General features: G+C 55.3%; 19 protein-coding genes, 1 tRNA gene and 1 pseudogene. 14 read left to right on the forward strand and 7 right to left on the reverse strand.

What is annotated here, in order from left to right:
- The first annotated feature begins 39 nt into the window (after nucleotides 1-39).
- The 11 genes and pseudogenes from HMPREF1985_RS01390 (at nucleotide 40) to HMPREF1985_RS01440 (ending at nucleotide 11,967) form a co-directional block, all read left to right on the forward strand.
- The gene (locus tag HMPREF1985_RS01390; RefSeq protein WP_040636678.1) at nucleotides 40-1,506 is read left to right on the forward strand and encodes a tagaturonate reductase; all 1,467 of its coding nucleotides are present in this window, start codon (nucleotides 40-42) and stop codon (nucleotides 1,504-1,506) included.
- Between the two features lie 9 nt (nucleotides 1,507-1,515).
- Entirely contained in the window at nucleotides 1,516-3,009 is a 1,494-nt protein-coding gene (locus HMPREF1985_RS01395; RefSeq protein ID WP_040636752.1) for a UxaA family hydrolase, read from the forward strand.
- Nucleotides 3,010-3,024: 15 nt separating this feature from the next.
- The gene (locus HMPREF1985_RS01400) at nucleotides 3,025-3,972 is read left to right on the forward strand and encodes a sugar kinase (protein ID WP_021770634.1); all 948 of its coding nucleotides are present in this window, start codon (nucleotides 3,025-3,027) and stop codon (nucleotides 3,970-3,972) included.
- Complete coding sequence (locus tag HMPREF1985_RS01405) at nucleotides 3,969-4,643, forward strand: bifunctional 2-keto-4-hydroxyglutarate aldolase/2-keto-3-deoxy-6-phosphogluconate aldolase (RefSeq protein ID WP_021770635.1); 675 nt, start codon at nucleotides 3,969-3,971, stop codon at nucleotides 4,641-4,643. The genes HMPREF1985_RS01400 and HMPREF1985_RS01405 overlap by 4 nt, the downstream gene beginning before the upstream one ends.
- Nucleotides 4,644-4,648: 5 nt before the next feature.
- Nucleotides 4,649-5,668 carry a C4-dicarboxylate TRAP transporter substrate-binding protein gene (locus tag HMPREF1985_RS01410; RefSeq protein WP_040636681.1) on the forward strand — a complete coding sequence of 340 codons (1,020 nt, stop codon included), beginning with the start codon at nucleotides 4,649-4,651 and terminating at the stop codon, nucleotides 5,666-5,668.
- 92 nt (nucleotides 5,669-5,760) lie between these two features.
- On the forward strand, nucleotides 5,761-6,264 hold the full coding sequence (locus tag HMPREF1985_RS01415) for a TRAP transporter small permease (RefSeq protein ID WP_021770637.1): 504 nt from the start codon (nucleotides 5,761-5,763) through the stop codon (nucleotides 6,262-6,264).
- The gene (locus HMPREF1985_RS01420) at nucleotides 6,257-7,546 is read left to right on the forward strand and encodes a TRAP transporter large permease (protein WP_021770638.1); all 1,290 of its coding nucleotides are present in this window, start codon (nucleotides 6,257-6,259) and stop codon (nucleotides 7,544-7,546) included. The genes HMPREF1985_RS01415 and HMPREF1985_RS01420 overlap by 8 nt, the downstream gene beginning before the upstream one ends.
- A gap of 20 nt (nucleotides 7,547-7,566) precedes the next feature.
- On the forward strand, nucleotides 7,567-8,871 hold the full coding sequence (locus tag HMPREF1985_RS01425; RefSeq protein WP_040636682.1) for a lactate racemase domain-containing protein: 1,305 nt from the start codon (nucleotides 7,567-7,569) through the stop codon (nucleotides 8,869-8,871).
- Nucleotides 8,868-10,190, forward strand: a complete 1,323-nt coding sequence (locus HMPREF1985_RS01430; RefSeq protein ID WP_021770640.1) for an MFS transporter — start codon at nucleotides 8,868-8,870, stop codon at nucleotides 10,188-10,190. Before HMPREF1985_RS01425 ends, HMPREF1985_RS01430 begins: the two co-directional genes overlap by 4 nt.
- 206 nt (nucleotides 10,191-10,396) lie before the next feature.
- Nucleotides 10,397-10,528, forward strand: a pseudogene (locus tag HMPREF1985_RS11515) (nuclease); the annotation flags it as partial.
- A gap of 143 nt (nucleotides 10,529-10,671) precedes the next feature.
- A complete protein-coding gene (locus HMPREF1985_RS01440; RefSeq protein ID WP_021770642.1) occupies nucleotides 10,672-11,967 on the forward strand; it encodes a M18 family aminopeptidase in 1,296 nt (431 codons plus the stop codon).
- A 57-nt stretch (nucleotides 11,968-12,024) separates the two neighbouring features.
- Here the strand turns inward: HMPREF1985_RS01440 and HMPREF1985_RS01445 are convergent, their stop codons facing one another.
- Entirely contained in the window at nucleotides 12,025-12,411 is a 387-nt protein-coding gene (locus tag HMPREF1985_RS01445) for a hypothetical protein (RefSeq protein ID WP_040636759.1), read from the reverse strand.
- A gap of 63 nt (nucleotides 12,412-12,474) precedes the next feature.
- A tRNA-Arg gene (locus HMPREF1985_RS01450) sits at nucleotides 12,475-12,552 on the reverse strand.
- A 165-nt stretch (nucleotides 12,553-12,717) separates the two neighbouring features.
- Between HMPREF1985_RS01450 and HMPREF1985_RS01455 the strand changes: the two genes are divergently transcribed.
- Nucleotides 12,718-13,275 (forward strand): gamma carbonic anhydrase family protein, encoded by a 558-nt coding sequence (locus HMPREF1985_RS01455; protein ID WP_040636684.1) that lies wholly within the window; start codon nucleotides 12,718-12,720, stop codon nucleotides 13,273-13,275.
- Here HMPREF1985_RS01455 and HMPREF1985_RS01460 read toward each other — a convergent pair.
- The 4 genes from HMPREF1985_RS01460 to HMPREF1985_RS01475 all read right to left on the reverse strand — a co-directional run bounded on the left by HMPREF1985_RS01460 (nucleotide 13,268) and on the right by HMPREF1985_RS01475 (nucleotide 16,923).
- Nucleotides 13,268-13,777, reverse strand: a complete 510-nt coding sequence (locus HMPREF1985_RS01460; RefSeq protein ID WP_021770646.1) for a DNA-deoxyinosine glycosylase — start codon at nucleotides 13,775-13,777, stop codon at nucleotides 13,268-13,270. The two genes, HMPREF1985_RS01455 and HMPREF1985_RS01460, sit on opposite strands and share 8 nt — an antisense overlap.
- Nucleotides 13,774-14,958 (reverse strand): MalY/PatB family protein, encoded by a 1,185-nt coding sequence (locus HMPREF1985_RS01465; protein ID WP_040636686.1) that lies wholly within the window; start codon nucleotides 14,956-14,958, stop codon nucleotides 13,774-13,776. Before HMPREF1985_RS01465 ends, HMPREF1985_RS01460 begins: the two co-directional genes overlap by 4 nt.
- Nucleotides 14,959-15,005: 47 nt before the next feature.
- Nucleotides 15,006-16,148 (reverse strand): trans-sulfuration enzyme family protein, encoded by a 1,143-nt coding sequence (locus HMPREF1985_RS01470; RefSeq protein ID WP_021770648.1) that lies wholly within the window; start codon nucleotides 16,146-16,148, stop codon nucleotides 15,006-15,008.
- 115 nt (nucleotides 16,149-16,263) lie between these two features.
- On the reverse strand, nucleotides 16,264-16,923 hold the full coding sequence (locus tag HMPREF1985_RS01475) for a YigZ family protein (protein WP_231385153.1): 660 nt from the start codon (nucleotides 16,921-16,923) through the stop codon (nucleotides 16,264-16,266).
- A 206-nt stretch (nucleotides 16,924-17,129) separates the two neighbouring features.
- On the opposite strand from HMPREF1985_RS01475, the gene HMPREF1985_RS01480 reads away from it, so the two are divergent.
- A complete protein-coding gene (locus tag HMPREF1985_RS01480) occupies nucleotides 17,130-18,509 on the forward strand; it encodes an amino acid permease (protein ID WP_021770651.1) in 1,380 nt (459 codons plus the stop codon).
- A 127-nt stretch (nucleotides 18,510-18,636) separates the two neighbouring features.
- Here HMPREF1985_RS01480 and HMPREF1985_RS01485 read toward each other — a convergent pair whose 3' ends face one another.
- Entirely contained in the window at nucleotides 18,637-19,323 is a 687-nt protein-coding gene (locus HMPREF1985_RS01485) for a hypothetical protein (RefSeq protein WP_021770652.1), read from the reverse strand.
- 110 nt (nucleotides 19,324-19,433) lie between these two features.
- Between HMPREF1985_RS01485 and HMPREF1985_RS01490 the strand changes: the two genes are divergently transcribed.
- Nucleotides 19,434-21,140 (forward strand): ABC transporter ATP-binding protein/permease, encoded by a 1,707-nt coding sequence (locus HMPREF1985_RS01490; protein WP_040636688.1) that lies wholly within the window; start codon nucleotides 19,434-19,436, stop codon nucleotides 21,138-21,140.
- Nucleotides 21,141-21,226 lie beyond the last annotated feature (86 nt).

Consider the following 21,226-nt stretch of genomic DNA (forward strand, 5'->3'; position numbering starts at 1 on the left):
ATCGCATTTTCGGTATGTGCCAGGAAAGGGGAAAAGAGCATGAAGAATGTGAAGGAGCTTTACCAGCGCAAGCAGCATCCCATCAAATTCGTACAGTTCGGCGAGGGAAATTTCTTGCGCGCATTCGTGGACTATGGAATCGACGTGGCGAATGAAGAAAAAGGCCTTGATGCGAGCGTTGCGATCATCATTCCGATTGCAGCGGGCGGAAAAGAACGCTTTGCGAGACAGGACAATATCTACACGGTGCTGCTTCGCGGGCAGAAGGAAGGAAAGCCGTTCAAGGAAAACCGCGTTGTCACCTGCGTGGATCGTGTTTTAAACGCCTATGACGATTATGACGCTTACATGGAACTCGCGAAGCTCGATACCCTGCAGTTCGTCGTGTCGAACACGACGGAGGCCGGTATTGTCTATGAGGACGGCGATAAATTGGAGGACTGTCCGCCCAAGACATTCCCCGCAAAGCTCACGAAATTCCTTTATGCACGCTATCAGCATGTTGCGGGAGCGAAGGACAAGGGGCTTATCATGCTGCCCGTCGAGCTCATTGATCACAATGGCGAGACGCTCAAAAAGTGCGTCAGGCAGTATGCAGAGCTTTGGGATCTTCCGCGCGGGTTCGCGGATTGGCTTGACACGGCTTGTATTTTTGCAAGCACGCTCGTGGATCGTATCGTGGCGGGCTATCCACGTGATGAAGCTGCGGCGTATGAGAAAGAGCTTGGCTATCAGGATGAACTTTTGGATCAGGGCGAGCCGTTTGGCCTTTGGGTTATTGGCGATTCACGCGTGAAGGACAAGCTGCCGCTCGCAAGCTCGAAGCTTCAGGTGGAATTTACGGATGCGATCGAGAAGTTCAAAGAGAGGAAGGTCCGCATTTTGAACGGGGCGCACACCTCGATGGCCTTGGGCGCATATCTAGCAGGCTTCGATTACGTTGGCGAATGCATGGCGGATCCTGCGGTGCGCAGGCAGCTTGTGGAATCCGTTTTCGGCGAGATCGTGCCGACGGTCCATCTGCCGGAGGAGAAGGCTCGTGCCTTTGCGGAATCCGTCTTTGAGCGCTTTGAGAACCCGTTCGTACATCATGCGCTGCTTTCCATTTCGCTGAATTCCATTTCCAAATGGCGCGCGCGCGTCTTGCCTTCCTTGAAAGACAGTTTGAAGCGTGCGGGCAAGCTGCCGAAGTGGCTGACGTACTCGCTTGCGGCACTTTTGGCATTTTACCATGCGACGGAAGCGGGGGACGGCTGTCTTATCGGGAAACGCGGCAATGGGACGTACGAGATTCATGACGATGCAGACAAACTCGCGAAGATTCGTGAGTGCGCAGCGAAAAGTGATGCAGAGTACGTTCGCTCGGTACTTGCTGAATCTGATTGGTGGGGGGAAGACTTGACAAAGATACAAGGTTTCTTGGAGGCAGTCGGGCAGCATTTCCAAAATATCCGCGAGCTTGGCGCAAAGGCGTATATTGAAAAACTTGGAAAACAAGGAGCGTGAATGCGCGCAATGGAAACCGTGGTAAAAATCCATGCGGCAGATAATGTCGTGGTTGCTGTTACGCCGATTGCAAAAGGAGAAGCGGTACAGGCCGCAGGCACTGCCATTACGGCGAAGGATGCAATCCCTGCCGGCCATAAGATGGCAATCCGCCCGATAAAGGCGGGCGAGGCTGTCGTGAAGTACGGCTTTCCGATTGGAAATGCGACAAAGGATGTGACGGCTGGGACTTGGATGCACGTACATAATGTCAAAAGCCGTCTGGGGAATATTTTGGACTATTCGTATGAGCCTGAAAAAGCTGGCAGGCCCGAACTGCCGAAAAAGAAAGGGTATACGTTTGAAGGCTATGCGCGCAAGGATGGCAAGGTCGGAATCCGCAATGAAGTTTGGATCGTTCCGACGGTTGGCTGCGTCAACTCGATTGCGGTGGAAATCGAACGGCGGGCACAGAAGTTCAAGACGGGTACGATTGATGTGATTTGTGCCTATACGCATCCGTATGGCTGCTCTCAGCTCGGCGATGATATGCGTTACACGCAGGCGTATTTGGCAGGGCTCATCCATCATCCGAATGCGGGTGCAGTGCTCGTCTTGGCTCTCGGCTGCGAGAACAATCAGCTCGATCTCATGAAAAAGGCGATTGGCGACTACGATGCGGATCGCGTCAAGTTCCTGACTTGTCAGGAGGTCGGCGACGAGATTGAAGAAGGCGTGCGGATTGTTCGCGGGCTATGCGCGTTCGCCGGACAGTTCAAACGAACGACACAGCCGGCAGGAAAGCTGGTCTTGGGTCTGAAGTGCGGCGGATCGGATGGCTTTTCCGGCCTCACGGCAAATCCGCTTGTCGGTGCCGTATCGAATCAACTCATCGCAGAGGGCGGCACGAGCATTCTAACGGAAGTGCCGGAGATGTTCGGAGCGGAAACCCTCCTGATGAATCGGTGCAAGGACAGGGCGACGTTTGAAAAGACGGTTCAGCTCATCAACGGCTTCAAGGAATACTTCATGCGCTACGGCGAGAAGATCCATGAGAACCCATCGCCCGGAAATAAAGAAGGCGGCATTACGACGCTTGAGGATAAGTCGCTTGGCTGCGTGCAGAAGGGCGGGACGGCGATCGTGCAGGATGTGCTTTCCTACGGGACTCCCGCTGTGGAAAAAGGGCTTCTCCTTCTGCAGGCGCCGGGCAACGATCTCGTTGCAGCAAATGCCCTTGCTGCATCCGGCGCCCATATCGTTCTTTTTACGACGGGGCGCGGCACGCCTTTTGCCTGTCCCGTGCCGACCATCAAGATCGCGAGCAACAGCAGGCTGAGTGCGGATAAAAAGAACTGGATCGATTTCAATGCCGGCGGACTTCTTGAAGGGAAATCCATGCAGCAGCTTTGCGATGCGTTCTTTGCGTTTCTCATGCAGGTTGCTTCTGGAAAGCGCCATGCCAAATCGGAGGTGCTCGACAAGCATGAACTGGCAATCTTCAAGGATGGCGTGACGTTGTAGGAAAGGAGAGCGTGCATGCAGCGATTGATTTTGGCTGGGGAAGCGATGGGGCTTCTGATGGCACAGAGCGAAGGCCCGCTTTCCACTGTGCGCGGGTACGATTTGGCTGTCGCAGGTGCGGAATACAATGTTGCCGTCGGCGTGGCCCGGCTCGGCCACGATGTCTCCTATATGACGAAACTGGGGCGCGATCCGTTTGGTGAGCGGATCTGCGCGGGACTGAAAGAAAACGGGATCGGACAGGAGCTTCTTTCGTGGAGTGAGAGGCGTCGCACGGGATTTATGCTCAAGAGCCGCGTGACGAAGGGCGATCCGCATATTTTTTACTATCGCGCGGGTTCTGCAGCGTCAACGCTTGCAGCGGCAGATGTGGGGAAAATATCCTTTGCGGAGTATACACACCTTCATGTGACCGGAATTTTGCCCGCACTGGGGGATGGGCCGCGTGAAGCGACAGAGGCAATGATGGATGCCGCACGAAGGGCAGGACTCCATATTTCCTTTGATCCCAATCTGAGACCGCAGCTTTGGGAATCGAAAGAGAAAATGGTCAAGGTCCTGAATAGCTTGGCAAGCAAGGCCGATCTCGTTTTGCCCGGCATTGCAGAAGGAAAGATCCTGGTTGGAAGCGACGATCCGAAGGAGATCCATGCCTTTTACCGGAAACAAGGCGCAAAGCGCTGCATTACGAAGTGCGGAAGCGCGGGGGCATTTTGGTCGGACGGCGTGCATGAAGGGATGGAAAAAGGCGTAACCGTCCGAAAAGTCGTCGATACGGTCGGCGCGGGCGATGGATTTGCCGCAGGTGTTTTGACCGCGCTCATGGAAGGGCTTCCGCTGCCGAAAGCCGTGCAGCGCGGCAACCTCATCGGCGCGTTGCAGGTCATGCATCGCGGGGATAATGAGGGACTGCCGACGCGCGCGCAATTGCGTGCCTTTATGGAACAGGAGGGGATTGTGTGACGAAAGAAGCGGTACTGGAAAAGCTCGGCAGGCAGGGCGTAATTGCCGTGGTGCGCGGCAAGACCTGCACGGATGGGATCCGCACGGCGGAGGCGTGCATAGCTGGCGGCGTCAAGGCGATCGAGCTTGCTTTTACGACACCGCGGGCGCAGGAGGCAATCCGAACACTTGCAGAGCGATATGCGGGTGATCCCGATGTCATCATTGGCGCAGGGACGGTGTTGGAGGCGATTTCCGCCCGTATCGCCATTTTGGAAGGCGCGCAGTTCATCGTCTCGCCTTCCTTTGATGAGGAAACGATTCGGATCTGCAATCTTTACCGAATTGTTTCGTGTCCCGGCGTCATGACACCGGAAGGGGCGGTGCAAGCGCTTCGGGCGGGGGCGGACATTGTAAAGGTTTTTCCGGGAGACATTCTCGGCACGCGCATGATCCAGGATCTGCACGGCCCATTCCCCCAGGCGAACCTCATGCCTTCAGGCGGCGTCGATGTGCCCAATGTCGCGGATTGGCTGCGGGCAGGATGCGTTGCCGTCTCGGCGGGCAGCAGCCTGACAGGCGCGGCAAAAAAGGGCGACTATGCGGGCGTTACGGCAAAAGCAAAAGAGTTTGTACAAGCCGTTCGCGAAGCGCGCAAAGAATCATTTGCTGAAATCAAAAGAAAGTGGTGAACAAGATGAAACGAATCATCATAGGTGCTCTCGTGGCGCTTTCCGCAGTGCTTTTGCTCGCTGGCTGTGGAAGCGGGCAGCAGGGAGCCGCGAACAAGGATGGAAAGATTACGATTCAAGTCGGATATGAAAACAATCCGGGCGAGCCGATCGATAAGGCTCTTAATAAGTGGAAGGAGCTGTTGCAGGAAAAGAGCGGCGGCAAGATGGAACTCGTGCTTTATCCATCGAGCCAGCTCGGCAGCAAGAATGACTTGATCGATCAAATGCTCGCAGGGCAGCCTGTTGTGACGCTGGCAGACGGTGCATTTTATGCAGATCGTGGCGTCAAGGACTTCGGCATTGTCTTTGGCCCGTTCTTGTTCCGAGATTGGGATGAATGTTGGAAGCTCACGAAAAGCAGTTGGTATGCGGATCAGAGCAAGGCACTTGAAGCAAAGGGGCTTAAGCTCCTTTCGTCAAATTGGGTCTACGGGGATCGCCACACACTGACGAAGAGGCCTGTCAATACAGTAGACGATTTAAAAGGCATGAAGATTCGCGTACCGAACAACACGATTCAGGTCAAGGGCTTCGAAGTCCTCGGTGCAGTCCCGACGCCGATGGCACTCGGTGATACGTATACGGCACTTCAGCAGGGTACGATTGATGGCGTGGAAAATCCGCTTCCCGTCTTATACAACGGCAAGTTCCAGGAAGTCGCGAAGTATCTTATTCTCGACGGACATGTCAAAAACTTTACGACGTGGGTTTGCGGTGCAGAATTCTTTCATAGTCTGACGAAAGAACAACAGGATTTGTTGGTGTCGACAGGGGAAGAAGCAGGAATTTACAACAACGAACTTCAGAAAGAATCTGAGAAAGAGGTTCTGGAAAAGTTCAAGGCAGAAGGCGTGACGATTGTAGAGCCGTCGGAAGATGTCCTGAATGGATTCCGCGAGAAGAGCAAAGCTTTCTATACGCTTCCCGAATTTAAGGATTGGACGCCCGGCCTTTATGAAACCGTACAAAATGCGATGAAGTGATCCGATGGATGGGTTGGTCGAGAGGCGGCAGATTCGTTGCCTCTCTCCATTTATGCCGAATTCATTTCAAAAATTTGTAAGGATGTGAAAACATGGGAGAGCAAGGAAAGAAGATGCCATCCGTTCTGCGAAGGTTGGATTTGATTTTGGCAGGACTTGCTTTGACGATTCTCGTGACGGTTACGTTTATCGGGGTCTTTGCTCGATATTTCCTGGGTGCACCGTTCGCATGGGAGGAAGAAGTACAGCTTGCTTGCTTCGTTTGGATCACCTTTCTAGGAATCGGAATTGCCTTTCGTTCGGGCAGCCATGTCGCGATTGAATTGCTTGTCGAACGCATGCCGTCTGCGGTGGTTCGCAAGGTCGAAATAGGCGGATACGTCATTTCCATGTTGGTGTTTCTCTTCTTCCTCTATTACAGCGGCATTATCGTGGACAAGATGATCGAGATGGAGCGCACGACGAATATCCTGCATATTCCGTACGGCGCAATTTACGGTGTCGTGCCGGTCGGCATTCTGCTCATGATGTACAACTATACGATGTCGCTGCGGGAACGGCTTGTGTTCTTCAAGGAGGTGAACCGAAATGGATAATCCGGTTCTCATCCCAACGATTGCCATGCTCGTGCTTCTCTTTTTGAAGGTCCCCGTATTCGTTTCCGTCTTAGCCGGCGGCGTGCTTTACTTTTTGGCCTCGGCAAATCTCGCCGGGCAGATCTTTGTGCAGCGCGTGATTTCCGGCACGGAGAGCATCCCGCTTCTGGCGATCCCTTTTTTTGTCTGTGCGGGCGTGTTCATGAACTATACGGGCGTCACGAAGCGTATCATGAATTTTTGTGAGGTCTTGCTCGGCACGTTTACAGGCGGACTGGCACAGGTCGCAATTCTTCTCTCGACATTGATGGGCGGGCTTTCTGGCTCGAATCTCGCCGATGCGGCAATGGAGGCGAAGATGCTCGTTCCGGCAATGGAGGAACGTGGCTTTTCCAAGGCGTTTTCTTCGGTCGTCACGGCAACTTCGGCGATTATCACGCCGCTTATACCGCCCGGCATTGCGATGATCATTTACGGCTCGATCGCCAATCTTTCGATCGGCAAGCTTTTTATCGGCGGGATCGGACCGGGGCTTTTGCTCTGCGTCGCGATGATGGTACTCGTCTCCATTATCTCCCATAAGCGTGGCTATAAGCCGATACGGGAACATCGTGCGAGCGCAGGTGAATTTTGGTCGGCACTGAAAGCAGCCATCTTGCCGCTTTGCCTGCCGATCATCATCATCGGCGGCATCCGAATCGGCCTTTTCACGCCGACGGAAGCAGGTGCCGTCGCCATCGTCTATTCGCTCTTTTTGGGCTTTATCTATCACGAGATGCGTCTAGAGGACATCAAGACGGGAATATACGAAACGGTGACGACATCTGCATCCATCATGATTATCATCGGTGCGGCATCGACTTTTGCTTGGATTTTGACCAAGGAACGCATCCCGCAGGAACTGGCAGAAATGATGATCACCTTGCTGCAGAGTCCGTTCCTGTTCCTGCTCATCGTGAATATTTTCTTGTTGATTGTCGGCATGTTTCTCGAAGGCAATGCCGCCATGATTATTCTCGTTCCTCTGCTTGCGCCGATTGCAACGCATTTCGGCATCAACGCGTATCAATTTGCCATCATGTTCATTTTCAATTTGGCGATTGGGGCGTTGTCTCCGCCGATGGGCACCTTGATGTTCGTAACATGCGGCGTCACAAAATGCAGCATGAGCGATTTTATCCGAGAGGCGGTCCCGTTCTATATCCTTTTGATTTTCTGCTTGGTTATGCTGACGATATTCCCCATTTTCAGCAGCGGGTTCATTGATTTGTTCTACGAATGACTCGGATGGGAGGCGGTTGCATGAAGCGTGAACGTCCATTGGTAGCAAGTATGGTAGAGCAAGTAAAGCTTCCTAAAATGTTTCGTGCCAGACAGGCGTTTCCGCGCCCCAAAATACCGGTTGAAGAAATACCGGCACGAGTTAGGAATATTTTGGAAGTGAAAAAAATCGCAGCATCCATTCGTCCGGGGATGCGCATTGCCATTACGGCAGGATCCCGAGGAATCGCGAATGCTGCACGTATCACGAAATGTATAGCGGACTTCGTCAAAGAACGTGGCGGAGCGCCGTTTGTCGTTCCTGCGATGGGAAGCCATGGCGGGGCGACGGCAGAAGGGCAAAGAGAGATTTTAGCAGGCTATGGGATTGTAGAAGATTACATAGGCTGTCCGATTTGTTCCTCAATGGAAGTTGTGGAAATTGGTAAAAATGAGGAAGGCAGCGCAGTATTCATCGACAAATTCGCAGCAAATGCAGACGGGATTATCATAAACTGTCGCATCAAACCGCATACGGCATTTCGAGGACCGTATGAGAGCGGCATCATGAAAATGATGGCTATTGGACTGGGAAAACAGTACGGAGCGGAGGCCTGTCATGAGGCGGGCTTTAAGAGCATGGCAAAAAACGTTCCCCTGTTTGGCAAGGCAATTCTAAAATACGCGCCCGTTTTATTTGCAGTTGCGACGATTGAAAATGCCTACGATGAAACATGCAAGCTCGTTGCTGTCCCTGCTGATGAAGTAATAGAAAGGGAGCCGCCGCTCTTGGTTGAAGCATTTGGGCTTATGCCGCGTATCTTGGTCGATTCCTGCGATGTTCTTGTCGTAGATCATATCGGGAAGAACTTTAGCGGTGATGGAATGGATCCCAATATTACGGGAACCTTTTGTACGCCGTATGCGTCAGGAGGGATCAAGGCACAGCGTGTTTGTGTACTCGATTTGAGCCCGGAAACGCATGGGAACGGAATCGGCTTAGGCTATTCGAGTGCAACGACGATGCGCGTATTCAAGAAGCTTGATTTGTCATCCATGTATCCCAATGCCATTACCTGCACGGTTTTAGGCGGCGTCCGAATCCCTATCGTGATGGAAAGTGATCGGGAAGCGATTGCGGTGTGCGTCAAGACCTGTAATGAGATTGACAAGAACGCGCCGCGCATTGTACGCATTCCGAATAGCTTGCACATAGAACATATCCTTCTGTCGGAAAGCTACTATGGGATGGCAAAGAATATAGAAGGACTGACGATTGAAAGTGAACCGAAGGAAATGAAATTTGACGAAAATGGCGACTTGTTGCAAAGGGGGCAGAAAATATGAATGAAGCGGCTAGCAAATTGGCTGATCAAGCCATGAAAAAGGCAGAGCGAAAGCTCGTGCCATTCATTGTACTAATGTACATATTTGCATTTTTGGATCGTGCAAATATCGGATTTGCAAAAAACGCCTTTCAGACATCAACTGGACTTAGTGATGCTGCTTTTGCAATGGGTGCAGGCATTTTCTTTATCGGCTATGCGGTTTTCGAAGTGCCGAGCAATATCCTGATGCATAAATTTGGTGCACGTCTTTGGCTGTCTCGCATCATGGTGACATGGGGCTTGGTCGCCGCAGCTTTTGCACTCGTGACAACGGAGTTCCAGTTTTTGTCCTTACGAGTCCTCTTGGGTATTGCGGAAGCGGGATTCATGCCGGCTATCGTGTATTACTTCACGCTTTGGTTTACGGAAAAGAGACGCAGTTCTATTATGGGACTTTTTTGGATGGGACCACCGCTTGCTTTTGTTTTTGGCTCGCCGGTTTCCGGTCTGCTTTTAGATTTGCAGGGAGTTCTCGGCTATGAAGGTTGGCAGTGGATGTTTGCGATAGAAGGCCTAGCGGCGGCAGCCAGCGGTATTGTCGCATTCCGTCATCTCATTGATGACCCGAAAAGCGCGAAATGGCTTTCCGATGAAGAAAAAGCAGCACTGCTCGCAGCGCTTGAAGAGGAGCGGGAGAAGCGTTCCTTTGAAAAAGTCGGCGCGCTGTCTGTGCTGCTCAATGCAAAGGTATGGTATCTCGCGCTCATTTGCTTTATGATTCAAGTCTGCAATTATGGGCTTAACTTCTATCTTCCGACACACGTTGCCGGGTTGCTCGGTACAAAGGTCGGGACGATGGTCGGGTTCGTTAGTGCCGTTCCATGGATATTTGCACTATTCGCAACGGTATATTTGCCGCGCGTTTCAGATCGGACTGGAATGCGCGCGAGTCTTGCTGCTATGATTATTGCACTTTCTGGCATTGGCTACTTCATTTCTTCGACGACGCTTCCGCTGCTCGGCATTGCGGCACTCTGTGTTGTCGCAGTTGGCAATCTTGCCTGCCAGCCGATCTTTTGGACGATCCCCAGCCGTATTCTGACGGGACTTGGTGCAGCGAGCGGCATCGCCTTTATTAACTCGATGGGGAATCTTGGCGGATTTGTCGCGCCGAATTTACGCGTATTTGCCGAGACTCTATTCCAAAATCCAAACGCAGGACTGTATGCGATGGGCATCTCAGGATTTATTGCAGCAGGAATGTTGCTGGTGACCATTTCCATGGGCATGGGGAAAAATCTGAAAAAAGGTAAGAGCTTCGAGAAATACGGATCGTAAGTTTGACGTGCAATTTCCTGTAGAACGGGCGAAGCCGAGCCTTTTGGCGATTTGCGTCTTAGGCAGGTTTCCTTCAAGCGCATCTATATCTGAATCTGACCGCTTTGGAAAAAGGTTAGATGCTTGAACCTTCGACGAAATTTTCAGTCTTGACTATCCTTGCCGTAGTGCATACCATGATAGCGGAACAGAGTGAGAGAGGGATTGAAAATGATACCTACGAGGCGGGTTGTCCGCTGTATCATGTCGAGAGAATCATAGAGAAGCTTCAGCGATCGTTTGATGATGGAGCGCATATCCTTTATGTCAACGGGGCAAATCGTGATGACACGCCGCTCGTAATAAATTAAAAGGCGAATAGATTATTAGAGATTGAGAATCATAATTTTACGAGATGGGAGCATGTTGGAGTTCCTATTTATGCTATAATGGAATGCATAGGATGGTTCGAAATGGTTTGGGATTGAGATAGGAGAAACGTATGGAAACAGTTGGTGCGAAGGATACGGCGCTAAACGGGTTGTTTTCTTTTTTGGAGCGGGCGGTTTCGCCGTTTCATGCGGCAGCGGAAGGGGCGCGTCTCTTAGCGCAGGCAGGATATTTCGAATGGAATGGAACGGAGCGGGAAGTTCGTGTGGGCAGCCGGTTTTTCGTCCGCGCCTATGGGTCGGCGCTGCTCGCGTTTTCGATCGGCGAGAACCCGCGCGCACGTCTTCGCATTGCGGCGGCACATACGGACTTTCCATGCCTTCGCGTGAAGCCGCACGCAGCGATGTGCGAGCGCGGGTACGGGAAGCTCAATGTCGAGGTTTACGGCGGCATGATTCGGAGCAGTTGGCTCGACCGACCGCTCTCGCTCGCGGGCAAGGTCGCCATGCGCGGCGACGATCCATATATACCGGTCGTGCGGGAATTCGACGCGCGGCGCCCGCTGCTCATCATCCCTTCGCTCGCGATCCATATGAACCGCGATGTGAACAAGGGCGTTGAACTCAACCCGCAGAAGGACCTCCTGCCGCTCTTTACGATGGAAGAGGACGAGGCGGATGGCGATTTCTTCTTGGATTTTCTCGCGGAGGAGATTGGCGCAGAAAGGGATTCGATCCTATCGTACGAAATCACGCTTTACCCGACGGAGAAACCGTGCCGTATCGGGCGAAACGAGGCGTTTGTTTCCGCGCCGCGCCTCGACAACATGACGTCGGTCTACGCGTGTCTTTCGGGACTCTGTACAGGCGAGCAGGCGGACGGCATCGCATGTGCCGCGCTTTTTGACAACGAGGAGGTCGGCAGCGGGACAAAGCAGGGCGCGGCGTCCATGCTGCTGCCGAATCATCTCGCGCGCATCTATGCGGGACTCGGTTTTACAGAGGCAGGGCTCTATGCCGACATGGAGAAAGGATTTTGTTTCTCAGTAGACGTCGCACATGCCATGCATCCCAATATGCCTGAAAAGAATGATGTGACAAACTTTCCCATGCTCGGTGGCGGCATCGCGCTCAAGGTAGCGGCGAGCCAATCGTACGCAGGCGACGCAGAGGCGATCGCGATTGCGAAGGGGCTTTGCGAATTGGCGGCAGTGCCGTATCAGATGTACGTGAACCGTTCGGGTTTGCGCGGTGGCTCGACGCTCGGCTCGCTGCTCTCGCGTCAAATGCCGATGCGCACGATGGACATCGGCGTGCCGATCCTAGCGATGCACGCGGCGCGCGAGACGATGGGAGCGAGCGATCAGGCAGCGCTCAATCGCTTGACCGAAACATTTTACCATACCTAAAAATAAGCGCACGGATTCGGGAGCCTGTCTTGGATCCGTGCGTTTGCTTCCAGTCGATTATTCCAATGGGCAGGAGACGGGGCTGCTGCCACGCTCCGCATGGTGTTTGCCTTCGAAGAGCGCCTCGCTGACCTTGCGCATGAGCTCTTCTTCCTCTGCGGCGGCGGAGAAGATGAGCTGTTTCTCCTTTGGCTGCGCACCGCGCGAAAGTTCCGTGATGGCGAGCTGGAGACGGTGTGACTTGTCCTTGCGGAAGGAGTAGGAACACCGCGTCCGGAGCCATTCGGCAATCATCTCGAGGTTTTGGAAGGATGCCGCCTTATTGTAGTCCTTGTAGACATCGGCTGCGAGTGCGGCGGCGCTTTTTATATCTTCCGCCGTGCCGACGACGGAGAAGGAAGAAGCATCATTTTCCGTGAGAAGCTTTGTGACGAGATAGAGCATGGGAATCCGGCCTTTCAATTCATACAGAAAAAGCATCGGTGGAACCGATGCTTCGTTTCAAAGTGGTGACCCAGGAGGGACTCGAACCCCCGACCCTTTGATTCGTAGTCAAATACTCTAATCCAACTGAGCTACTGAGTCAATGTCGTGCTTCCGCAACTGACAGGGGATAGTATAGCATGTAAGGCTTCGCCTGTCAATGCAAAAATTTTGCACGCATACGGCACTTGAGCATGAATTTTGTGCCTCGGCTTGCTATAATGAAAGGGGAGTTTTGACTCTGCCATGCGGGAAAGGAGCATTTGCATGTATACACTAAAGGGAAATTCGTTTCATGGAATTACGCCGCAGATTGACGAGGAGGCGTTCGTTGCGCCGCAGGTATTTCTTTCGGGCGACGTGCGCGTCGCCCGATACGCGAGCTTTTGGCCGGGGGCGGTCGCGCGCGGCGATGTCGACTTCATCTCGGTCGGCGAGTGCTCGAACGTGCAGGATCTCGTCTGCCTGCACGTCGCCGATGATGCGCCATGCATCATCGGCGACTACGTGACGATCGGGCACGGTGCTGTCGTGCATGGCTGCGAGGTTGCCGATCACGTGCTCATCGGCATGGGCGCGACGGTATTGACAGGCGCGCGGATTGGGCGCGGCTCGATCATCGCAGCGGGTGCGCTCGTGCGCGAGCATGAGGTCATCCCGGAGAACAGTCTCGTCGTCGGCGTGCCGGGCAAAGTCATCCGCACGCAGGACCGCATCGCGACGATCCATGCGCAGGCGATCAAGTACAAATGCGAGTGGGCACTTGGCTACGGCGTCTATCCCGAGATCGGCGGCGAGCGCTACCACGGCGAAAAGATCATTTAAGGCACCTGGCTTTGGGCGCGATTGCCTTCCCCCATGCGGCTAGGAGGTCTGCCATGCGGAACCGTGCATTGGCAGGACTCGTCGATGGCAGGGCGAAGAAGGCAAGACCATGGCGCGCGAGCAGCGGCTGATTGAAACGCTTGAAGGCGGCAGCGGATTTGGCGCCATTGAAGCAGACCGTTTGGATCTTAGGATAGCGAACGAGCAGGGCAGTAAAGTCATTGCCCTGCTCTTTTTTTATTGCGGAATCGAGGCTGCCCTCGCGTTCGCATGCCCCGATAGAGTCCCAAAGTGCAATATGATGCAGCAAAAGCATGGAAAGCTTTCCATCGTACGAGACAGGCAGCTCTTCATTGAGGAGCTGCGCCATCATTCGCCAAAAGCGGTTCTGAGGATGTGCGTAGTATTGCTGTTCGGCAAGGGATTGGATGCCCGGCATGGAGCCGAGGACGAGGGTATGACAGGCATTGTCGATGTTGGGAGCCAGGCCTTTGCAGATCATCGCGATGCCCTGTCCTCAAATGCGTTTGCGAGACGCTTTAGGCCGTCTTCCAGCACGCTCCATGGGCACGCTGTGTTGATGCGCTGGAACCCTTCGCCTGCCTTGCCGAAGATGTGCCCGCTGTCGAGCCATAGGTTTGCCTTGTGGATGATGCACTCGTCGAGCGCTGTATCGGTCATGCCGTAGGCACGGAAGTCGATCCATAGGAGATAGGTTCCCTCCGGCTCGATGAGACGGGCTTTCGGCATGCGTTTGGCGAGGAATGCCTTGGTCTTTTGGTAGTTCGATTCGAGGTAGGAGAGGAGTTCTTTTAGCCATGCGCCGCCTTTTTCGTAAGCAGCTTGCGCCGCGAAAAGACCGAGGCTGTTCGGCTGGCTGTAGCCGGTGTTCAGCACTTCCGTGCGGAAGATGCGGCGGATGGGTTTGTCCTCGATAAAAATATTGGAAAGCTGCAGCCCGGCGAGGTTGAAGGTCTTGCTCGGCGAAGTGCAGGTGATCGTGCGCTTCGCGGTCGCGGGTGAGAGCGAGGCAAGGCAGGTATGCTTGTAGCTAGGGCGCACAAATTCGTGATGGATCTCGTCGGCGACGATGAGGACGTCGTGCTTCTCGCAGATATCCGCCATGCGCATGAGTTCGTCGCGCGCCCAAACGCGGCCGATTGGGTTATGCGGGCTGCAGAGCAGGAAGAGCCTTACATGCGCTTCGTCGATCTTCTTCTCGAAGTCCGCAAAATCGATCCCGTAGCGGCCGTCTTTCAGCACGAGCGGGCTGTTGACGAGCCTGCGCCGGTTTCCCGTGATGATCTCGGAGAACGGGTAGTAGACAGGCTGCTGCAGGAGGACGCTCTCGCCCTCTTTTGTAAAGGCGCGGACGGCCGCGGCGAGTGCGAAGACGACGCCGGGCGTCACGACGAGCGCGTCTGGCGTCGGGGTCCAGCCGTGGCGCTCGCGCATCCAGCGCACGATGGTCTCGCGGTACGCCGCCTTCGGGTCGGTGTAGCCGAAGATGCCGTGTGCGACGCGGCGTGTGAGTTCGTCGATGACAGGCTGCGGTGCGCGGAAATCCATGTCGGCGACCCAAAAGGGCAGGACCCCTTCGGGGTAGCCGCGCTCGGTGGCAAAGTCGTATTTGAGGCACGACGTCCCGTGGCGGTCGATGATTTCATCAAAGTTGATGGCCATGGTATGGAAACCCCTTTCTGCCATATATAAAAGCCATAATGAGCCAATCAAGATTCTTTCAATGCATGTTCGAGGTCAGCGATGAGATCTTGCACGTCCTCGATGCCGACGGACATGCGCATGACGCACTCGTCAAGACCCGTCCGCGCAAGCAGTTCTTTCGGCATTTCGGCATGTGTCTGTGCGAGCGGGTAAGTCAGCAGGCTTTCGACGCCGCCTAGACTCTCGGCGAATGCGAAGAGCTTGAGCCTGCCGAGCATGGCTTTCGCAAGCGCGGGGCTCTCGACCTTAAAGGAGATCATACTGCCGTTTCCTGTCGCCTGCTTCTGTTGCAGCGCGTAGCCTGGATGATCGGGAAGCCCCACGTAGTAGACGTCGGTGACAGCAGGCTGTGCCTGCAGCCACTTCGCGATTTTCAGCGCGTTTTCTGCCTGTCGCTCGACGCGGACGCCGAGCGTCTTGATGCTGCGCAGGAGCAGCCACGAGTCCATCGGGGAGAGGTTCGGCCCCTCGGACTTGATGAGGAGCTCGAGCTTTTTCGTGTAGTCGGCGTTTTTGTCGCGCACGGTCAGGATGCCGGCGATGATGTCGTTATGGCCACAGAGGTATTTCGTTGCGCTGTGCAGGACGATGTCGGCGCCGAATGTCAGCGGTTTTTGAAAGTGCGGCGAGAGGAACGTATTGTCGACGACGAGAAGCGCGCCGTTGCGGTGTGCGGTCTCTGCCATCGCGGCGATGTCGGTCACGCGCATCATGGGATTCGATGGCGTCTCGATGAAGAGCACTTTCGTATTGGGTCGGATCGCCTTGCGGACGATCGATATGTCTGAAGTATCTACATAGTCAAATGATAATCCATAAGCATGATAAATGTCCTTTGCGAGACGCACCGTGCCGCCGTATAGATCTTCGGAAAGCAGGACGTGGTCACCAGGCACGAGAATGTGCAGGATCATATTGATCGCCGCCATGCCGGACGAGAGTGCCCATGAGCGTTCGCCCCGTTCGAGCAGGTTCATGATGCCTTCGAGGCGGTCACGTGTCGGATTTGCCATGCGCCCGTAGTCGTAGCCCGTGCTATGCCCGAAAGACGGGTGCCGGTAGGTGGCGGAGAGGTAGATCGGGTCGCTGATCGCGCCGGTCGCATCGTATTCGTGACAGCCGTGGACCTCAATGGAAAAATCGCGCATAAAAACCTCCAAACAAATTTATGTAATACATATATCTATTATATGAATAATTATAAGGGAACGCCCAAAATCTGTCAAGGAAGAGGCGCACCGGGTCGGTGCGGATTGCACTGCGTCAGCATGGGATCGCAAGATATGTGCGGTCCCCCTCTTTCGCCTCGAACTGTGCACTCGTGAGCTCGGTCAGCTCGGCGCGGCGGCGCGGCAGATCGCTTGGCTCGACGAGCAGGCGGAGCGTCGCGCGGTCAGCGTATTCTGGCTCCTCCATGCGGATCGACTCCGTGCGGATCCAATGCTCGACGCTCGCGAGCAGCCCGTAGTCGACGGTGACGGCGCAGCGGCAGAAGGGACGCATCTCGACTTTCTGTGCCGCGTCGAGTCCGAGTGCTGCGGCGCGGCCGTATGCGCGGATGAGACCGCCCACGCCGAGCTTGATGCCGCCGAAGTAACGCGTGACGACGACGACGATCTCCGTGAGTCCGTTCTGCTTGATGGCTTCAAGGATGGGGGCGCCTGCCGTGCCGCCGGGTTCGCCGTCATCGTTTGACTTCCTCTTCATCTGTTCGGCACTCCTGCCGAGCACGTAGGCGGAGCAGTTGTGGCGCGCGTCGAAGTATCGCTTCTTCATCGCGAGGATGAAGGCACGCGCCTCCTCTTCGGCTTCGACATGTGCGAAGTGCGTGATGAATTTCGATTTTTGGATTGCGAAGCAGATGTCTTGCTGTTCTGCGTCCTTTATCCCGTCCGCGATGGTGCGGTAGATGGTCATAAGCATGGTCGTTCCTCGCTTTCTGTCGGACATATTGTACCACGGCAGAGGCGATTCCCCTATATTTTGCAGGCAAAAAATAATTTTTCGTGCTTGTAGCAATCCTAACATATATATGCTATTCTTAAAGTGCGTTTTGAGGCGCCGCGAGATGGCATTGCGAAACAAATCACAAAGAGAAGCGGCGCTGGAAAGGTTGTGTTATTAAGGCTATGAACGAGTCGAAAATGAACAGAGGGCTGAAAAATCGCCACTTGCAGTTGATCTCCCTTGGGGGCGTCATCGGCAGCGGCTATTTCCTCGGCACGGGGTACGTCCTCGAGAAGGCGGGACCGGCAGCCGTTATCGCCTACCTGTTGGGGGGGCTTATCGTGCTGTGCGTCATGCTCTGTCTTGCGGAGCTGGCAGTCGAAAAACCAATTTCGGGGTCCTTCGTCACTTATGCGCGCGAGCACATTTCCCCGACTTGGGCGTGCGGCGTCGGCTGGTCGTACTGGGCGACGTGGGTCGCCTATGTGCCTTCCGAGATGATCGCCGCAGGCATCATCATGAACGGTTTCATCCCCGAGATCAGCCAGCTTTGGTGGGCAGTCTTCTTCGGACTGCTCGTCACGATCATCAATCTGTTTCATGTCGACAAGTTCGGCGAGTGCGAATCTTGGCTTTCCCTTGTCAAGATCGTCGCGCTCCTGGCCTTTTCTGCTGTGGCAGCGCTCATCTGTCTCGGCGCCATCGGTTCGCAGGGGGCGCTCGGCGCGAGCGTCCTGCTCGGCAGCGGCGGCTTCGCGCCGAACGGCTACTGGGCCATCGGGCTCACGATGGTCATTATCCTCGTCAACTTCCAAGGCACGGAGATCATCGGGCTTGCGGCGGGCGAGTGCGAAAAGCCCGAAGAAAGCATCCCGATCGCCGTCCGCAACGTGACATGGCGCATCATTGCGCTCTACATCATCCCCATCACGCTGCTCGTCTCGATCCTGCCGTGGGACCGCGCGTCGCTTGAGGAGAGTGTCTTTGCGGCGGCGATGGTGCAGTACGGATTTACGAAGTTTGGCGCGCTCTTCGCGTTCGTCATTCTGACGGCGGCGATCTCGTGCTCGAATTCGGGACTCTACGGCGCCGCGCGTGCGCTCTACGCGCTCGCGAAGCTCGACATGGCGCCGCGTCCCTTCGCGGAGCTCAGCCGAAAAGGCGTGCCGTCGAAGGCGATCCTCATCTCGATCTGTGCGTGCTGGGCGGTCATCCTGCTCTACAGCTTTGATCCAAACTCCGCTGCCTACACGTATCTGCTCGCCGTATCGGGATTCACGGGTGCGATCGCGTGGATCTCCATCTGCTGGAGCCAGTATCGCAGCCGCCGCCGCATGATTGCGCAGGGGCGCGAGGGCGAGCTGCGCTACAAGACACCGTTCTTCCCGTACGTGACGATTTTCGGCATATGGGCGCAGGTCGTATGCCTCGTTGTCATGGCGTTTACGCCGGATCTTCGAGAGGCGTTCTGCGCGGGCATCCCGCTGCTCGTCCTGCCGATGGTGTGGTATCGGGTGCGGGCGCGTTACCGCAAGGCGATGGCGACGCGCGTCGTGCATTAAGCACGCGGCGTACCTTTGGCACGAAGGGAAAAGACCTCTGATTGCAACGATCAGAGGTCTTTTTGATCCTAGGGAAGCATTTTATGCGTTATCCGATGAAGCCTGTTGCGCCCGGCTTCTTTCTGGGTCAGGGCGCGGGTTCGTTATCCTTCGGGATCGACAGGGTGTCGCGTATCTGCGTGATTTCGTCGGCGGTGAAGAGCCCGACGGGGGATTCGCGGATCATGACGGATTGGAGGAGGCGGCTCTGCTCGGCGGGGTCGGTCGTGTGCAGGGCGGCGGGGTCGGCGGCGGCCTTTGTGAGCGCGATGGTGCGATGCTGTGCATCGGCGTAGGCGACGGTCTTTTTGACGACTTCCGTGAGAAGGTCGTAGCATGCGCCGTTGAGCGGGATTGGCGGCGTGTGCGCCGTGATGCGGTCGAGCAGGATCTGGCTGTCGTTGTCGAGCTGGGCAAGGAGCAGGTGGGTCGTCTGGATGTCGCTCTGCCCCTCCTTGAAGGTCTCCAAAATCTGATGGTACCTGCGCCAGTTGCGGTCGAGCGCATCGATGTCCTTCTGATAGTCCGCATACCATGCGGAGAAGATTTGCTGCTGCTCGACGAGCGCGTATTTCTCCTCGGCGGTCATCGCGGGCTGCTGCTCCTGCGTGCGCGGCCAGCAATAGAAGACGATGGCAGAAGAGAGTGCGAGCATGAGGCAGAAGAGTGCGAAGATGCGCCTCGGCAGGTAGTGGTAGAGGAGCAGGAGCAGGAGAAATGCGATGACGGTGCCGATGTAGATGAGCATGACGAGTCCTTTCCCAGAAAGAAACATGATATGGCTATCATATCATAAACGCACGCGAAAGAAAATGTGTGCGCTTCTTGCGGCACGGCGGGGAAACGGATATACTAACCCTATCAATTCGCAAAGGATGGGATAGTTTGAAACGGCGTTTCCTGCATCAGTTTTGGCAGCTTTTCCGCGGGTATTGGACTTCGGAGGAGAAGTGGAAGGGGTGCGGACTGCTCGCGCTCGTCATCGCATTCAACCTTGGCTCCGTCTACTTCCTCGTCCGCATCAATAGCTGGTACAATGATTTTTACAATGCGATCCAACAGTACGCCGAGGGGCAGTTTTGGCCGCTCATCGGCGAGTTTACGGCGCTCGCGTTTCTCTATATCATCCTCGCGGTCTATGCGATCTACCTTCGGCAGATGCTTCAGATCAAGTGGCGCACTTGGCTCACGAACCGATTCCTGGCGCGGTGGACGCGCGGCGAAGTCTACTATCGCCTGCAGATTCTGCGCAGCGATACGGACAACCCAGACCAGCGAATCAGCGAGGACATCAATCAGTTCGTTACGCTGGCGCTGACATTGCTCTTCGGGCTCATCAAGCAGCTTGCAACGCTTGCGGCGTTTTCGGTCGTGCTGTGGAATCTGTCGGGCACGTTTCGCGTTCCGGTCGGCAGTCACGCGTTCGTTGTCTGCGGCTACATGTTTTGGTTCTCGTTGATCTACTCGATGGCAGGCACGGGTATCGCGCACCTCGTCGGACGAAAGCTCATCGGGCTCAATTTCGAGCAGCAGCGATTCGAAGCGGACTTCCGTTTCAACATGATGCGCGTGCGCGAAAACGCCGAGAACATCGCGTTCTATCGCGGCGAGCAGGTGGAGCGCGTCGGCTTTTCCGAGCGTTTTGCGAAAGTCATCGGGAATTTTTGGCAGCTCATGCGTCAGACGAAGCTGCTCAATTTCTACGTCAACGGCTACGGGCAGATCGCGCTCATCGTGCCGCTCATTCTCGCCGCACCGCAGTATTTTGCTGGCACGATGGCGCTCGGCGGCTTGCTGCAGACAGTATCCGCGTTCGGGCGCGTGCAGGATGCGCTGTCGTATTTCGTCTCGTCGTACGATACGATCGCGCAGCTCATTGCCGTCATCCGCCGCCTCGTCGGCTTTATGGATCACATGGCAGAGGCGGAGGCGCACGAAGAGAAGATCGTATGGAAGGAAGCGGGCGAGGCGCTCGCGCTTGAGGACGTCTCGGTCACGCTGCCCGACGGCAGGACGCTTCTCGCGCATGTCACGTTCTCGCTCGCGCGCGGCGCACGTCTGCTCATAACGGGCGCGTCGGGCTGCGGAAAGAGCACGCTCCTGCGCCTGCTCGCGGGAATATGGCCGTACGGCATGGGGCGCGTCGTGCGCCCCGCCGAAAGCCGCGTGCTTTTTTTGCCGCAGCGCCCGTACCTGCCGCTCGGCAGCCTGCGGCGCGCACTTTATTACCCGCTTGCCGCTTCCGGAACGGAAGCGCGCCTGAAGACGGCACTCGAAACGGTCGGTCTCGCTGCGCTCGTCCCGCGCCTTGATGTGATCGACGACTGGAGCCGCATCCTCTCGCTCGGCGAGCAGCAGCGCCTCGCATTTGCCCGCGTATTGCTCGTCGCACCCGATTTCGTTTTCCTCGACGAAGCGACGTCGGCACTCGACGAGCCGCGCGAAGAGGAGCTTTACGCGCTTCTTCGTCGCAAACTGCCCGCGATGGGCATGGTGAGCGTCGGGCATCGTTCGACACTCCGCGCCGTACATGACGAGGAACTCATGCTCGAAGGCGAAGGAAAGTGGAAGGTTTGTCCCATTCGGTCTTGAAAATCTTTTTTGGTTATGGGGATTCCTTCGCTTTCGGCACAGTATTTCCTACGAGAATCATTCGCATGCATCAGTTACTTTTCAGA

The organism is Mitsuokella sp. oral taxon 131 str. W9106, from assembly GCF_000469545.1.
GTDB lineage: Bacteria > Bacillota > Negativicutes > Selenomonadales > Selenomonadaceae > AWVT01.

What these genes read in the sequence shown, in the direction of transcription:
- HMPREF1985_RS01440 (WP_021770642.1), top strand. Translation starts at nt 10,672, where the DNA reads ATGGAAACAGTTGGTGCGAAGGATACGGCGCTAAACGGGTTGTTTTCT.
- HMPREF1985_RS01445 (WP_040636759.1), bottom strand. Translation starts at nt 12,411, where the DNA reads ATGCTCTATCTCGTCACAAAGCTTCTCACGGAAAATGATGCTTCTTCC.
- HMPREF1985_RS01470 (WP_021770648.1), bottom strand. Translation starts at nt 16,148, where the DNA reads ATGCGCGATTTTTCCATTGAGGTCCACGGCTGTCACGAATACGATGCG.
- HMPREF1985_RS01465 (WP_040636686.1), bottom strand. Translation starts at nt 14,958, where the DNA reads ATGGCCATCAACTTTGATGAAATCATCGACCGCCACGGGACGTCGTGC.
- HMPREF1985_RS01420 (WP_021770638.1), top strand. Translation starts at nt 6,257, where the DNA reads ATGGATAATCCGGTTCTCATCCCAACGATTGCCATGCTCGTGCTTCTC.
- HMPREF1985_RS01460 (WP_021770646.1), bottom strand. Translation starts at nt 13,777, where the DNA reads ATGATCTGCAAAGGCCTGGCTCCCAACATCGACAATGCCTGTCATACC.
- HMPREF1985_RS01455 (WP_040636684.1), top strand. Translation starts at nt 12,718, where the DNA reads ATGTATACACTAAAGGGAAATTCGTTTCATGGAATTACGCCGCAGATT.
- HMPREF1985_RS01480 (WP_021770651.1), top strand. Translation starts at nt 17,130, where the DNA reads ATGAACGAGTCGAAAATGAACAGAGGGCTGAAAAATCGCCACTTGCAG.
- HMPREF1985_RS01425 (WP_040636682.1), top strand. Translation starts at nt 7,567, where the DNA reads ATGAAGCGTGAACGTCCATTGGTAGCAAGTATGGTAGAGCAAGTAAAG.
- HMPREF1985_RS01415 (WP_021770637.1), top strand. Translation starts at nt 5,761, where the DNA reads ATGGGAGAGCAAGGAAAGAAGATGCCATCCGTTCTGCGAAGGTTGGAT.
- HMPREF1985_RS01410 (WP_040636681.1), top strand. Translation starts at nt 4,649, where the DNA reads ATGAAACGAATCATCATAGGTGCTCTCGTGGCGCTTTCCGCAGTGCTT.
- HMPREF1985_RS01485 (WP_021770652.1), bottom strand. Translation starts at nt 19,323, where the DNA reads ATGTTTCTTTCTGGGAAAGGACTCGTCATGCTCATCTACATCGGCACC.
- HMPREF1985_RS01395 (WP_040636752.1), top strand. Translation starts at nt 1,516, where the DNA reads ATGGAAACCGTGGTAAAAATCCATGCGGCAGATAATGTCGTGGTTGCT.
- HMPREF1985_RS01430 (WP_021770640.1), top strand. Translation starts at nt 8,868, where the DNA reads ATGAATGAAGCGGCTAGCAAATTGGCTGATCAAGCCATGAAAAAGGCA.
- HMPREF1985_RS01400 (WP_021770634.1), top strand. Translation starts at nt 3,025, where the DNA reads ATGCAGCGATTGATTTTGGCTGGGGAAGCGATGGGGCTTCTGATGGCA.
- HMPREF1985_RS01475 (WP_231385153.1), bottom strand. Translation starts at nt 16,923, where the DNA reads ATGCTTATGACCATCTACCGCACCATCGCGGACGGGATAAAGGACGCA.
- HMPREF1985_RS01390 (WP_040636678.1), top strand. Translation starts at nt 40, where the DNA reads ATGAAGAATGTGAAGGAGCTTTACCAGCGCAAGCAGCATCCCATCAAA.